Origin of the sequence: Streptomyces radiopugnans, from assembly GCF_900110735.1 — a bacterium.
Lineage (GTDB): Bacteria > Actinomycetota > Actinomycetes > Streptomycetales > Streptomycetaceae > Streptomyces > Streptomyces radiopugnans.
On the sequence record NZ_FOET01000008.1, the window covers coordinates 81,770 to 94,520 of the forward strand.

General features: G+C 75.7%; 13 protein-coding genes. 8 read left to right on the top strand and 5 right to left on the bottom strand.

The window, feature by feature from the left end:
- Positions 1-173: 173 nt before the first annotated feature.
- From BMY40_RS16135 to BMY40_RS16155, 5 genes are all read left to right on the top strand, one after another.
- Positions 174-1,925: a PucR family transcriptional regulator ligand-binding domain-containing protein gene (locus tag BMY40_RS16135; RefSeq protein WP_093660104.1), complete on the top strand. Its 1,752-nt coding sequence runs from the start codon at positions 174-176 to the stop codon at positions 1,923-1,925.
- Positions 1,926-2,009: 84 nt separating this feature from the next.
- Positions 2,010-2,207: a DUF3099 domain-containing protein gene (locus BMY40_RS16140; RefSeq protein WP_093660106.1), complete on the top strand. Its 198-nt coding sequence runs from the start codon at positions 2,010-2,012 to the stop codon at positions 2,205-2,207.
- Between the two features lie 168 nt (positions 2,208-2,375).
- Positions 2,376-3,224 (top strand): hypothetical protein, encoded by an 849-nt coding sequence (locus BMY40_RS16145; protein ID WP_093660336.1) that lies wholly within the window; start codon positions 2,376-2,378, stop codon positions 3,222-3,224.
- A gap of 101 nt (positions 3,225-3,325) precedes the next feature.
- Positions 3,326-4,183 (top strand): (2Fe-2S)-binding protein, encoded by an 858-nt coding sequence (locus BMY40_RS16150; RefSeq protein ID WP_093660338.1) that lies wholly within the window; start codon positions 3,326-3,328, stop codon positions 4,181-4,183.
- Between the two features lie 306 nt (positions 4,184-4,489).
- Positions 4,490-5,524, top strand: coding sequence for a DUF2637 domain-containing protein (locus BMY40_RS16155; protein WP_093660108.1), 1,035 nt, complete (start codon positions 4,490-4,492; stop codon positions 5,522-5,524).
- Positions 5,525-5,660: 136 nt separating this feature from the next.
- On the opposite strand, the gene BMY40_RS16160 is transcribed toward BMY40_RS16155, so the two are convergent.
- Together BMY40_RS16160 and BMY40_RS16165 are read right to left on the bottom strand one after the other, a co-directional pair.
- Complete coding sequence (locus BMY40_RS16160; protein ID WP_093660110.1) at positions 5,661-6,143, bottom strand: methylated-DNA--[protein]-cysteine S-methyltransferase; 483 nt, start codon at positions 6,141-6,143, stop codon at positions 5,661-5,663.
- Entirely contained in the window at positions 6,140-7,639 is a 1,500-nt protein-coding gene (locus tag BMY40_RS16165) for an AlkA N-terminal domain-containing protein (RefSeq protein WP_093660112.1), read from the bottom strand. Before BMY40_RS16165 ends, BMY40_RS16160 begins: the two co-directional genes overlap by 4 nt.
- Positions 7,640-7,779: 140 nt before the next feature.
- On the opposite strand from BMY40_RS16165, the gene BMY40_RS16170 reads away from it, so the two are divergent.
- Positions 7,780-8,361 carry a winged helix-turn-helix domain-containing protein gene (locus BMY40_RS16170; protein WP_093660114.1) on the top strand — a complete coding sequence of 194 codons (582 nt, stop codon included), beginning with the start codon at positions 7,780-7,782 and terminating at the stop codon, positions 8,359-8,361.
- Between the two features lie 42 nt (positions 8,362-8,403).
- Positions 8,404-8,622 carry a hypothetical protein gene (locus BMY40_RS16175; protein ID WP_093660116.1) on the top strand — a complete coding sequence of 73 codons (219 nt, stop codon included), beginning with the start codon at positions 8,404-8,406 and terminating at the stop codon, positions 8,620-8,622.
- A 255-nt stretch (positions 8,623-8,877) separates the two neighbouring features.
- Here BMY40_RS16175 and BMY40_RS16180 read toward each other — a convergent pair whose 3' ends face one another.
- Both BMY40_RS16180 and rsgA read right to left on the bottom strand, forming a co-directional pair.
- Complete coding sequence (locus BMY40_RS16180) at positions 8,878-9,468, bottom strand: hypothetical protein (protein WP_093660118.1); 591 nt, start codon at positions 9,466-9,468, stop codon at positions 8,878-8,880.
- Positions 9,469-9,537: 69 nt separating this feature from the next.
- Entirely contained in the window at positions 9,538-10,638 is a 1,101-nt protein-coding gene (rsgA, locus tag BMY40_RS16185) for a ribosome small subunit-dependent GTPase A (protein ID WP_093660120.1), read from the bottom strand.
- A gap of 452 nt (positions 10,639-11,090) precedes the next feature.
- Here rsgA and BMY40_RS16190 point away from each other — a divergent pair, with 452 nt between their 5' ends.
- Positions 11,091-11,492 carry an SPW repeat protein gene (locus tag BMY40_RS16190; RefSeq protein WP_245770134.1) on the top strand — a complete coding sequence of 134 codons (402 nt, stop codon included), beginning with the start codon at positions 11,091-11,093 and terminating at the stop codon, positions 11,490-11,492.
- A gap of 63 nt (positions 11,493-11,555) precedes the next feature.
- Here the strand turns inward: BMY40_RS16190 and BMY40_RS16195 are convergent, their stop codons facing one another.
- Positions 11,556-12,689 (bottom strand): YihY/virulence factor BrkB family protein, encoded by a 1,134-nt coding sequence (locus tag BMY40_RS16195; RefSeq protein WP_177214028.1) that lies wholly within the window; start codon positions 12,687-12,689, stop codon positions 11,556-11,558.
- Positions 12,690-12,751: the final 62 nt, after the last annotated feature.

Consider the following 12,751-nt stretch of genomic DNA (forward strand, 5'->3'; position numbering starts at 1 on the left):
CGCACCGGCCCGTCACCCAGCCGGTGCGGTCACCGGAGGCGCGAAGCACCCGTACGGCCCACGACCGGTTCTTGTAGATTCGAACGAAGGCCCGTCGGGGCCGGGGTGCCGTACGCGCGCCCCACACGAGCGGTACGGCACGAGCGGTACGGAAAGATCGGCGGACGACGACGATGCGGTTGCGCGCACTCCTGGACAGCCCCTCCCTGGGGCTGCGGCTCCTGAGCGGCGAGGAGGGGCTCGACCGGCCGGTGCGGGGCGTGATGACCACCGACCTGCGCGACCCGAGCCGATATCTGTCGGGCGGCGAGCTGGTCCTGACGGGACTGGCCTGGCGGCGCGGGCCCGAGGACTCCGAGCCGTTCGTCCGCATCCTCGCCGCCGCGGGCGTGGCCGCACTGGCGGCGGGCGAGGCGGAGTTGGGCCCGGTGCCCGCGGACCTGGTGGCGGCCTGCGCGCGGCACCGGATGCCGCTGTTCTCGGTGGACGAGAAGGTCGCCTTCGCCACCGTCACCGAGCACGTGGTGCGGCAGGTCTCCGGCGAGCGGGCCGGCGACCTGGCCGCCGTGGTGGAGCGGCACCGGCGGCTGATGTCCCCGGGCCCGGCGGGCGGCGGCCCGGACGTGGTGCTGGACCTGCTGGGCTCCGACCTGGACCTGCGGGCGTGGGTGCTCTCCCCCACCGGCCGCCCGGTCGCCGGGGCCGGCGCGGACCGGCTGCCGGCCTCCGTCCGCACCCTCCTGGCGGGCGAGCACCTGGCGGCGGTACGGGCGGGGCGCCCGGGCCCGCACCGAGCCGTGGCGGGCGAGACGGTGTACTCGCTGTTCCCGGTGGGCGGCCCGCCGGCCGGTACGGAGGGGACCGACCGCCGGGAGGCGGTGCTGTCGGCGCTTTCGGGCTGGCTGCTGGCGGTGGAGGCCGACGCGGACGAGTGGCCGGCCGAGCGGCTGGACCTGCTGCACGGCGTCACCCGGCTGGTCTGGGCCGAGCGCGAACGGCGGGACGCCGCCCGCTCGGTGGGGCGCCGCCTGGCCCGGGAGGTGCTGGAGCTGCTCCGCGCCGGCGCGCCGTCGGCCGAGGTCGCCGCCCGGCTGCGGGTGACGGCCGCCGCGCTGCTGCCCGGGGCCGGGACCGCGCCCCTGTGGCAGGTGGTCGTCGCACGGCTGGACTGGGAGGGCGGCCCGGGCCTGCCCGAGGACGAGCGGGCCCGGGCCGCCGGGGCCCTGCTGGAGGAGGCGCTGGCGGGCCCGGACGGCGGCAGGGACACGGCGGACGGGGTCGCGGTGGTGCCCGCCGGCGGGGAGGCCGTCGCGCTCGTCCCGCTCTCCGCGGCTCCCGGGCAGGAGACCGCCGAGGAGAAGACCGGGGAGAAGGCCGCCGGCGAGGAAGCCGCCGGGCCGCCCGCCGGGGCCGAGGGCGCGTTCGCCGCCACCGCTCTGCTCGACTGCCTGCGGGCCCCGCTGGAGCGCGGTCTGGACGGCCTCGGCGGGCCCGGCGGACGGCTGACCCTGGGGGTCAGCGCCGCCGTCCACTCCCCCGAGGGCCTGCGCGGGGCCCTGGAGGAGGCCCGCCACGCCCGGCGCGTGGCCGCCGCCCGGCCGGGGCGGGTCTGCGCGGCCGGGCACGAGGAGCTGGCCTCGCACGTCCTGCTGCTGCCCTTCGTGCCCGACGACGTGCGCCGCGCCTTCACCGCCCGGCTGCTGGACCCGCTGTACGAGTACGACCGGCGCCACCGCGCCGAGCTGGTGCCCACCCTGGAGGCGTTCCTCGCCTCCGACGGCTCCTGGACGCGCTGCGCCGCCCACCTCCATCTGCACGTCAACACCCTGCGCTACCGGGTGGGCCGCATCGAGCGGCTCACCGGCCGCGACCTGTCCCGGCTGGAGGACAAGGTGGACTTCTTCCTGGCCCTGCGCATGCGCTGAGGCCCCTGCCCGGCCCCCGCCGCCCACCCGCCCGGCCGCCCGCTCCCGCCCCGCCCGCGGCGGGACCCGTCCTACGCTGGAAGGGTGTACGGCCGCAGGCGGCGCCGCTACTTCGCGCTGATGGGCCTGTGCCTGGCCCTCTTCGTCGGTGCGTGGGCCTTCGTGCGCCTGTGGTCGGTCCCGCTGGCGATCGCGATGTGCCTGGTGGCCATGGTCATCCCGCCGGTCGCGGCGGTCGTCGCCAACCGGCGCGAGCCGGACGACCGCTGGTGGGACGAATGACTCCGGCAGTCGGCCGAGCATGCCGTCCGGGGCGTGTCAAGAGCTGACCAAGATTGTGAAACCGTTCACACTTACCCCTTGGCGGGGCCCCGGTGTTCGTGCTGGGATTCGCTCACATCCGGCTCGACGGCGCGCTTGGTTGGGGAGGGCACTGTGGCGGAGACCGCCATGTCACGTTCGGTACGGCTGGAGGGTGCGGGATCGGGCGCCGGGTCGGGCGCGGATGCGGAGGGCGGTCCGCTCGACCACGCGGTGTGGCGGCTGAGGTCGCGCGGCTGCTGGGAGGACGCGGCGGCCCTGCTGGAGCCGGGAGTGGCGCGGGAGGACGCCGGGGCCGCGCTGCGGCGGGCGGGGCTGCTGGTGGAGCGCTGCATGTTCACCGCCGACGGCTGGGAGCGCGCCGAGGACGCGCTTCGGGTGGCCGAGGCCCTGGCCGCGACGGACGAGGAGCGGGGCGCGGCCGCCTGCGAGCGCGGCCATCTGGCCTACGCCGCGACGGTGCTGGCCGTACGCGACCGGGCCGACGAGGCGCGTGCCGCGCTGGGGCGGGCCGCCGCGCTGCTGCCGCCCGACTCCCCCCGGCGGGCGATGCTGGACTTCCGGCGCGGTCTGATGACCGAGCACTTCGGCGACAGTCCCCAGGCGGCGCGGGCGGCGTACCGCCGGGCGCACGCCGCCGCCACCGCCCAGGAGGACGCGCTGCTGTGCTCCTTCACCTGGCGGCACCTGGCCGGGCTGGCCCTGCGCGGCGGGGAGCTCGCCGAGGCGCGGCACGGCTTCGCCGAGTCGCTGCGGCTGCGCGAGGAGCTGGGTTACCTGGTGGGCATGGCGCCGGCCCTGGTGGCCCTGGCGGACGTCCAGCCGGAGCCGGAGGCGGAGCGGCTGCGGGCCGAGGCGCGGCGGCTGTTCCGCCTGCTGGGCGGGGTGCCGAGCTGGCTGGCCGACCGGCTGGCGGAGGAGGGCGGGGAGCCGTCCCCGGGGCCGGATCCGGCCCCGGCGGGGGACTCGGCGGAGTGACGCGCGCCACTCGTACGGGCGGGCGCTGCCCGGCACCGATCGCGTGAGCTAAGGTAAGCCTTACCTGTTATAGCCGTCGATTCGGTGGTACCCGCATGGCCATGTGCACCCTCGCCCCCGCTCCCGAGGCGCCCACCGCGCCTTCGCCGCTGGCCGCGGCCTACGACCGCCTGGCCGAGGTCCTCCCCAGTCTGCGGGTCACCGAGGTGCGGGAGACCGGCGACCTGCCGCGCGGCGGCGGCTGGGTGCGGTCGGCGGAGCTGGCCGAGGGCGGCGCCGTCCTGGACGCCTTCCTGGCCTGGGACGACGAGCAGGTGCGGCGCGACTACGGGAAGCAGGCCCGGCCCGACGTGGTCGCCGGCTTCGGTCTGCACCGCTACGCCTGGTCGGCCTGCCTGCTGGTGACCCTTCCCTGGTTCCTGCACCGCCGGGTGCCGCGCGTCCCGGTGGACTCGGTGGCCTACGACCGGGCCTCGGGCCGGCTGGCGGTGCGCGCCGGGGAGTTCTCCTGCCTGCCCGGCGATCCGGCCGCCGCCCTGCCCGGGGCCCGGGTCGTCCACGGCGAGGAGGCGCTGCGCGCGGCCGTGCGGGAGGCGGTGGCCGAGCACCTCGGTCCCGTCCTGGAGGCGTTCGGGCCGCGGATGCGCCGCGGGCCGCGCGCGCTGTGGGGCATGGCGACGGACGAGATCACCGAGGGCCTGTGGTACGTCGGCCATCTGCTGGGCGAGGAGCGGCGCGCGATGGCCGAGGCTGAGCTGCTGCTGCCGGGCTCGGTCGCCCCGTTCCCGCGGGGCGCCGCCTTCCGGGAGCTGTCCGGGCCGGACGGCGAGAGGTACCCCACCCGGGACCGGGCGAGCTGCTGCATGTTCTACACGCTGCGCCCGCAGGACACCTGCGTCACCTGTCCGCGCACCTGCGACGCCGACCGGGTGGAGCGGCTGAGCGCGGCGCGCGCCTGATCCGCCGCCCGCCCGCCCCCGGCCGGGGCGGAGCGGGGCCTTCGCATGGGCTGAGCGGGGGCGAACGGGCCGGGCCGGCCGGGCAGGACGAACTTCCCCGAAGGTTCGATCGTCTGACCGGTTATCGGCGGTGATTGCGGCTCGCTACACTCCTGTTCGCACGTTCTGGCCACCATCGGCGGTTTTCAGGCTCAAAGGGCCTGCCACACAATCTTTTTTCCGCCAGGATGCTGCGGGTCAACGAAGCCAACGCGAGCACGGCGGGGCCGTCTTCACGGCATGCCGCCAGGCAAGGGACACCCCCGGATGAGACTGACGGACATATCGATGAACTGGGTGCTGGCGGGTGCCGTACTGCTCGTCGGCGCCCTGGTCGCGGTCATGTTGATGGGCCGTGGAAAAGGCCGCCACAGGACCGAGGAAGACCAGAACGCGGACTCCTGGGAGCGGATGGAGGAGCGACGCCGCCGCAAGGAGACGGTCTACGCCATCGCCTCCTACGTCCTGCTCTTCTGCTGCGCCGGCGTCGCCGCCGCGCTCTCCTTCCACGGCCTGGTCGGCTTCGGACGGGAGAACCTGGGACTGTCGGGGGGCTGGGAGTTCCTGGTCCCCTTCGGCCTGGACGGCGCCGCGATGTTCTCCGCCGTCATCGCCGTGCGCGAGGCCAGCCACGGTGACGCCTCCCTCGGCTCACGGCTGCTGGTGTGGCTCTTCGCGGGCGCCGCGGCGTGGTTCAACTGGGTGCACGCCCCGCGCGGCGACGAGCACGCCGGCGCCCCGCAGTTCTTCGCGGGCATGTCGATCGCGGCGGCCATCCTCTTCGACCGGGCGCTCAAGCAGACCCGGCGCGCCGCCCTGCGCGAGCAGGGCCTGGTGCCGCGTCCGCTGCCGCAGATCCGGGTGGTGCGCTGGCTGCGCGCGCCGCGCGAGACCTACGCCGCCTGGTCGCTGATGCTGCTGGAGGGCGTGCGGACGCTGGACGAGGCGGTCGACGAGGTCCGCGAGGACCGCCGCCGCAAGGAGGAGGAGCGCGCCCGCAAGCGCGAGCAGCGGAAGCTGGAGCGGGCCCGGCTGCGGGCGATCAGCCGGCTGGGCCGCGGCGCCGACGCACAGCAGGTGGAGCTGGAGGTCAGCGCGGGCTCGCCGCAGCCGGCCCGGCCGCGCGCCGCGCTCCGGGCCGCCTCGGACGACGCCGGCGGCGGCGCGCTGGGCGCGGACGGGCTGCGCAAGGTGGAACCGCCCCGCCCGGCGGACCCGTTCGGCTCCGACGAGAGCCTGACCAGTCCCCGGCTGGACTCGCTGGAGGCCAAACTCGCCGCCATAGAGAAGCAGTTCGGCTGATCCTCACGGTTCTCCCCGCGGCCGCCGCGGTCGGTGCCCACCGACCGCGGCGGCCGTACCGTTTCACCGGCGCTCACCGGCGGCTCACAGCACGCAGGGCCGCGGCACTGCGGCTCGCAGCGCCCTCACGACGCCCTCACAGCACCCCTTCGAGGGTGAGCAGCAGCTTCTTGCGCTCCAGCCCGCCCGCGTACCCCGTCAGCGATCCGCTCGCGCCGATGACGCGGTGGCAGGGGCGCACCACCGTCAGCGGGTTGGCGCCGACCGCTCCCCCGACGGCCCGCACCGAGCGCGGCTCCAGGCCCGCCATGGCGGCCAGTTCGCCGTAGGTGACGGTGGCGCCGTAGGGGATGCGCTCCAGGGCGGCCCAGACCCGCTCGCGGAAATCCGACCCCGTGGTGGCCAGGTCGAGGTCGAACTCCTTCAGCTCCCCGGCGAAGTAGGCGTCGAACTGCCGCACCACGTCGGCGAAGGCCGCGTCGTCGCGCCGCCAGCCGGGCAGCACGCGGGCGCCGCCCTTCTGGCCGGGCACGCTGACCGAGGCCAGTGCGCCGGGCTCGGGCCCGGCGATCAGCAGCTCGCCCAGCGGGCTGGGGCAGGTGGTGTAGAGGGTGCTCATCGCTTCTCCGCGGTCTCGGTTCCGGATGGGGTGAGGGTGGCGTTCCACAGGTGGTGCAGGGCGTAGGAGCGCCAGGGCCGCCAGCGCTCGGCGTCCCGTGCGCGGGCCCCGATCCGCTCCAGCCCGTGCCGCACCCCCGCGTCGCCGGACAGGAAGACGTCGGGGTCGCCCAGTGCGCGCATCCGGACGTAGCCGGCCGTCCACGGGCCGACGCCGGGCAGGGCCAGCAGGGCCCGTTCGGCCTCGTCCCGGTCGGCGCCGGGATCGAGGACGAGGGCGCCGTCGGCGAGGGCGGCAGCGACGGCGCGCACCGCGCGGCGGCGGGAGTCGGGCATCCGCAGTTCGTCCAGGGGCGCCCCGGCGAGGGTCCCGGGATCGGGGAAGAGGTGGGTGAGACAGCCGTCGGGGGCGGGCAGCGGCTTGCCGTACGCCGCCACGAGCACGCCCGTCAGCGTACGGGCCGCGCCCACGGTGACCTGCTGGCCGAGCACGGCGCGCACCGCCGCCTCGTGCGGGTCGGACGCACCCGGCGAGCGCAGCCCCGGCAGCCGGTGGACCAGGGGCCCGATCAGCGGGTCGCAGCCCAGGCGGTCGGCGACGGCGTACGGGTCGGCGTCCAGGTCGAACAGCCGCCGCATCCGCTGCACGGCGGTGGTCAGGTCCCGCAGGTCGGTCAGGTGCAGCCGGCACGGCAGCCAGCCGCCCGGGCCGCCGCCCGTTCCCTCCGCCCTCTCGCGGACCTCCGCGACGCCGTGGCCGTGGGGCAGGGTGAGGGTGCGCCGGTAGGTGCGGTCACCGGCCTCCCCGGTGACCTCCTCGATGCCGGGGACGGCCCGCCGCCGGAGGAAGCCGAAGATCTCGGCGGCGGCGTACGGGCCCCGGTGGGCGAGCCGAAGCGCCACTCCCCCGCCCTCGGCAGCCGCCCGGGCCGCCTCCCTGGCGCGGCCGCGGGCGCGCAGTTCGCGCGGGGTGCAGGCGTGGGCCTCGCGGATCGTGTCGTTGAACTGCCGCACGCTGGTGAAGCCGGAGGCGAAGGCGATCTCGGTGACCGGCAGCGCGGTGGTCTGGAGCAGCACCCTGGCGGTGTGCGTCCGCTGGGCGCGGGCCAGGGCGACGGGGCCGGCGCCGAGGTCTGCGGTGAGCCGGCGGTGTATCTGGCGGACGCTGTAGCCCAGCCTGCGGGCGAGCCCCTCGACACCCTCGCGGTCCACGACCCCGTCGGCGATCATCCGCATCGCACGGCCGGTGAGGTCGGCCCGCGCGTTCCACTCGGCCGAACCCGGCACGGCGTCGGGCCGGCAGCGGCGGCAGGCCCGCAGGCCCGCCCGCTGGGCGGCGGCGGCCGAGGGGAAGAACCGCACGTTGCCCCGTTTGGGGGTGACCGCCGGGCAGCTTGGGCGGCAGTAGATGCCGGTGGTGAGCACACCGGTGAAGAACACGCCGTCGAACCGCTCGTCGCGGCTGCGGACCGCCTCGTACCTGGCCTCGTCGTCCATCACGCGATCCAGTGTGCGCCGCGCGGCGGGCCGCCACTGGCGGAAATCGGACGCGGTGGTGACGGTCCGCCCGCTCCTTCCGGAGGAACCATTACAAAGAAGGCGTTGCAAAGGTTCTTTTGCATTGCTACGGTCACCGTATGACGGACGCCCGGCGCCCCATCCGCTCGCTCGACCCGCGCTCCCTGCGCGCTCTCGCCCACCCCCTGCGCATCCGCATCCTCGACGCCCTGCACGAGTACGGCCCCGCCACCGCGTCCCGGCTGGCCGACCGGCTCGACGAGTCCAGCGGGGCGACCAGCTACCACCTGCGGCAGCTCGCCGCACACGATTTCGTCGAGGAGGACACCGCGCGCGGCACCGCGCGTGAGCGCTGGTGGCGGGCCACGCAACGGGGCACGCGGCTGGACGACATCGGGGGGATCGACCGGCACCCCGACCCCGAGGTGCGGGGCGCGCTGTCCCTTCTCATGCACGAGACCGCCACCCGCCACGCCCGCGATCTGAACACCTGGCTCGGCACGATGCGGGACTGGCCCGAGGAGTGGCGCGAGGCATCCGACCTCAGCAGTTTCACCCTGCGGCTCACCCCCGAGCTGGCGGGCGAACTCAACACCAGGCTCCACGAACTGGTCGAGAGCTACCGGGAGAAGGCCGCCGGCGACGAGCGGGCCGAGCGCGTCCGCGTCCATCTGCACTCCTTCCCCCGCGCCGAGGACTGACCGAATCCGCCGGCCGTGCCGGCCCGAACCCCGGAGGCATCCGTGCACCCTCCGCACCCCGAGATCCGCCTCCGCCTCGCCCGGGACCACGCCGCCGCGTTACGGCGCGAGGCGGACGACCGGCGCCTGGCGCGCTCCGCCCGGCGTACGGCGCCGCCTCCTCGCAGGGTCGGCGCGGTACGCCGCCGGGTCGGCTGGGCCCTGGTGGAGGCGGGGCTGCGCCTGGCCCTGTCGGGCCGGAGCGCGACGACGGCGCCGTGACCGCCGGACGCCCGTGCCCGCGCCGGGGTCGTTCCGCCGCCGCTCCGTGCCGGGGTGCGGTGCTTCCGGCGCCCGCACGCCCTGACGGCGCTCGGCGGTCCGCCGCACGCCCCCGGCGAGAGCGCGCAAACCCTTCCGCCCGACGCTGGAGCAGCAGGCCGGGACGACGTCGGCACGGGCACGGGCCTCCCCGGCGGGGTCGCACGCGGCGCCCGGACGCCGGGCACGGCGGCCGGTACGCGGCCGTCGGCGCCGTCAGTGCTCCGGAAGCCTCTGGAGCAGCCCCCAGGTGAACTCGGCGATCACCCCGTGCCGCTCCCCCGCGCGGTCCGGGGCGGTGAAGGCCAGCCGCCACCGGGTGGGCGCCGAGCCCTCCATCGGGCGGGCGGGCGCGAAGGCGCGGGCGACCTCGTCCACCGTGCACGTCCACGGCAGCAGGTCCTCCACCGTGCGCAGCTCGGGGCCGGGTGCCCCCGGAGCGCGCACCAGCCATTCGTTCCACACCGCACCGCCCGGCGCGGTCAGCACCTCCAGGCGCAGATCCGGCCAGAGCGGCACCGGCCAGCGCAGCGCCCGGCAGTCCAGGTCGCCGACGCGGCGCGGCTCGTCCGCCTCCGGTTCGCCGAGCGCCGAGCGGTACCGGCTCGCCGCGCCCCGGGAGCGCGGCGAGCGGCCGGCGGCCTGCCAGCGGCGGTTGGCCTCGCGCATCTCGGCCCGGTCGGCGCCCAGTTCGCGCAGCGCGTCGAGCACCAGCTCCGGCTGGAAGTCGGCCATCCGGCGCAGCAGGACGAGCTGGAACCGCCGGGGGCCGAACGGCTGGTCGGGGGCGTCGTTCCGGTTGGGCACGGGACGACGTTAGCAACCGGCACCGCCGTCCCGTGCCCGTCCCGCACCCCCGTGCCCGTCCGGTGCGGGTCAGCGCGGGCCGCGTTTGCGCTCCGCCGCATGGCGGCCCAGCGCCTGCTTGCGCTTCCAGTCGCGCCGCAGCTCCGCCCGCAGCCGGGCGTCGGTGCGGGCCTCGAGGTACCGGTTCTCGCGCAGCAGCTTGCGGTAGCTGTCCAGCCGGCGCGGCGGCAGGGTGCCGTCCTCGGCGGCGGCCAGTACGGCGCAGCCCGGCTCGGTGGTGTGCGCGCAGTCGTGGAAGCGGCAGGCACGCGCCAGTTCCTCGATGTCCGCGAAGGCCCGGCCGACGCCCTCCCCGGCGTCCCACAGCCCGACGCCGCGCAGCCCCGGGGTGTCGATGACGACCCCGCCGCCGGGCAGCGCGAACAGCTCGCGGGTGACCGTGGTGTGGCGGCCCTTGCCGTCGCCCGCGCGGGTCTCGCGCACCTCCAGCACCTCCTGCCCGATCAGCGCGTTGACCAGGGTGGACTTGCCCGCCCCGGACTGCCCCAGCACCACGGCCGTGCCGCCGCCGAGCACGGCCGCGAGCACGTCCAGCCCCTCGCCGGTGACGGCGCTGACGGACAGCACCGTCACGCCGGGCGCCGCGGCCTCGGCGTCGGCGGCGGCGTGGGCGGCGTCCGGGGCCAGATCGGTCTTGGTGAGGACGACCAGCGGCCGGGCGCCGCTCTCCCAGGCCAGTGCGAGGAACCGCTCCAGCCTTCCGGGATCGAGCGGGACGGCCAGCGAGACGGCGACGACGGCGTGGTCGACGTTGGCGGCCAGCACCTGCCCCTCGGAGCGCTTGGAGGAGGTGGAGCGTACGAAGGCGGTACGGCGGGGCAGCAGGACCCGGACCGTCCACGGCGTCCGGCGCCCGTCGGGTTCGAGGGCGGCCCAGTCGCCGGTGCAGACGGTGAGCAGCGGGTCCGGGGAGGTGACGGGCGCGGTGTCGGCCCGTACGTGGCCGTCGGCGGTCACGGCGTCGCACCGCCCGCGGTCCACGCGGACCACGCGGGCGGGGGTCAGGCCCCGGAGCCCGTACGGAGCGAAGGCCTCGGCGGTGTGCTCGTCCCAGCCGTAGCGGGCGAGCGGGTGTGCGGAGTGGTGTGCGGATACGTCGAGACGACTCAACGCGGATGGCCCTTCGGGAAGGGCGGCCCCGGCGCGGTGGCCCGAAGGACGGGCCGGACGTGGTCAGCCGGAGGCCGCGGAGGTGGAACGGACTGGCTCGTTGCCGCGGGCTGCGCCCACGGCGGCGGCGTTGGCGGCCATGGACCCCACCTCCCGTTCCCGAATCGTCGACGGCTTCTCCGGGGCCGTGTCCTCAACCCTTTTCAGGGCCTCTCGGGCCTCGCGCCGCCGACCCTAGGACGCCGGAGGGCTCGCGCGCCACCGGTTTTCCCGGGCCCCTCCCGCTCCGGGCGGAGGCGTCGCGGACCGCGGGCAACGCGGGCACTCCCCCAGGGAGACGCAACGGGTCATTTGGTGGAAAATTAGAGCACAAGGGTGAAAGTGTCCCAGAGGAGGTGGCTCAAATGGCCACACCGACGTCACGCATCGAGGAACACCCTGACCTCATAGGGATGCGTGCACGCTACGCGGAGGCCTCGGCGTCGCCGACGGCGCAGGGAATGGAGGCGCTGACCGTGCTGGCCGGCGTCTTCCTGCTGGCCTCGCCATGGATCGTCGGGTTCAGCCAGTTCAACTCGCTGACCGTCAACAACTTCGTCACCGGCATCGCGCTCGCCGTGATCGGCCTGGCGCTCGCCGTGGCCTTCGAGCGGGCCTACGGCCTGAGCATGGCCGTGTGCGCGATCGGTGCCTGGACGGTGATATCCCCCTGGCTGGTGGCGGGCAACGTCGACACCGCCAGGACGATCCTCACCAATGTGATCACCGGAGGAATCGTCTTCCTCCTCGGCCTGGCACTGGTGGCCCTCGGCAGGAGGAGCGGCAAGGGGAGCCGTGCGCACAAGAGGGGGTGACCCGACTCGGGACCGCTGACGCACGGCGGGCCCGGGGCGCCGCGCGGCGCCCCGGGCCCGCCGTCAGTCCTGGCGGCGGCGGGAGCGCAGCCGGGAGCGTATGTCGGAAGGCGGCAGGAACTTCGTCCAGCGCTCGGGGAACTCCGCCGGCGGTTCGACGGGCTCCCCGTCGTCCCCGCCGCCCTCGGCCCCCCGCATCGCGCGCCGCGCCGCCGCCGCGGCGACGACCTCGGCGGCGGCCTGCTCGCGGGCCCGCTCGCTGGCACGGCGGGCGGCGGCGGTGGTGACCGAGGGCCACACATGGTCGATGGCGGCGTTGACGGCCGCGCCCACCAGGACCGCGAAGGCCGAGACGCCGATCCACAGCAGCACGGCCACGGGCGCGGCCAGCGACCCGTACAGCGACGGCCCGTCCACCGTCCGCGTGAGGTACAGGCGCAGCAGGAAACTGCCCGCGATCCACATCAGCAGGGCGACCAGCGCGCCGGGGACGTCCTCCACCCAGGGTGAGCGGACCGGTACCGAGACGTGGTAGAGCGTGGTGAGGAAGGCGATCGAGACGACCACCACCACGGGCCAGTAGAAGGCCTCGACCAGCAGCTCCAGTTGCGGCACCCAGCCGACCACCGCGTCCGGCCCGACGATCAGCAGCGGCAGGGCGACCGCGCCCAGCGGCAGCGCGACCAGGTACAGCCCGAAGGCCAGCAGCCGGGTGGCGACGATGCCGCGGTGGCCGTCGAGGCCGTACATGACGGTGATGGTGTCTATGAAGACGTTCATCGTGCGCGAGCCGGACCACAGCGCCAGCGCGAAGCCGAAGGAGATCACGTCGGGCCGTCCGCCCTCGATCACGTCGTCGATCAGCGGTTCGGCGATCTGGCTGACGCCCCGGTCGGACAGGACGGTGGCGGAGGCGTTCAGGATGTTGGCGCGGACGCTGTCGATGGTGTCGGTGCCGATCCAGGCGTCGAGGTAGCCGAGCAGCCCGATCAGACCCAGCAGCAGCGGCGGCAGCGACAGCAGGGTGAAGAAGGCCGCCTCGGCGGCCAGCCCCAGGATCCGGTACTCCATCGCGGAGTTGACGGTGTCCTTCAGCAGCAGCCACGCGAGCTTCCGCTTGGGGACGTTGCGGTACAGGGCGCGTGCCCTGCGCAGCGGGTTCGAGGGCTGCTTCGGGGAGGAGGGGGCCGGTTGCACGTCCTTAACGTATCCGGCCCGGCGATCTCGGCTCACACCGTGGCCCGCGGGATGGCCTGCCG

What these genes read in the sequence shown, in the direction of transcription:
- BMY40_RS16135 (WP_093660104.1), top strand. Translation starts at nt 174, where the DNA reads ATGCGGTTGCGCGCACTCCTGGACAGCCCCTCCCTGGGGCTGCGGCTC.
- BMY40_RS16145 (WP_093660336.1), top strand. Translation starts at nt 2,376, where the DNA reads ATGTCACGTTCGGTACGGCTGGAGGGTGCGGGATCGGGCGCCGGGTCG.
- BMY40_RS16150 (WP_093660338.1), top strand. Translation starts at nt 3,326, where the DNA reads ATGTGCACCCTCGCCCCCGCTCCCGAGGCGCCCACCGCGCCTTCGCCG.
- BMY40_RS16155 (WP_093660108.1), top strand. Translation starts at nt 4,490, where the DNA reads ATGAGACTGACGGACATATCGATGAACTGGGTGCTGGCGGGTGCCGTA.
- BMY40_RS16160 (WP_093660110.1), bottom strand. Translation starts at nt 6,143, where the DNA reads ATGAGCACCCTCTACACCACCTGCCCCAGCCCGCTGGGCGAGCTGCTG.
- BMY40_RS16165 (WP_093660112.1), bottom strand. Translation starts at nt 7,639, where the DNA reads ATGGACGACGAGGCCAGGTACGAGGCGGTCCGCAGCCGCGACGAGCGG.
- BMY40_RS16170 (WP_093660114.1), top strand. Translation starts at nt 7,780, where the DNA reads ATGACGGACGCCCGGCGCCCCATCCGCTCGCTCGACCCGCGCTCCCTG.
- BMY40_RS16190 (WP_245770134.1), top strand. Translation starts at nt 11,091, where the DNA reads ATGCGTGCACGCTACGCGGAGGCCTCGGCGTCGCCGACGGCGCAGGGA.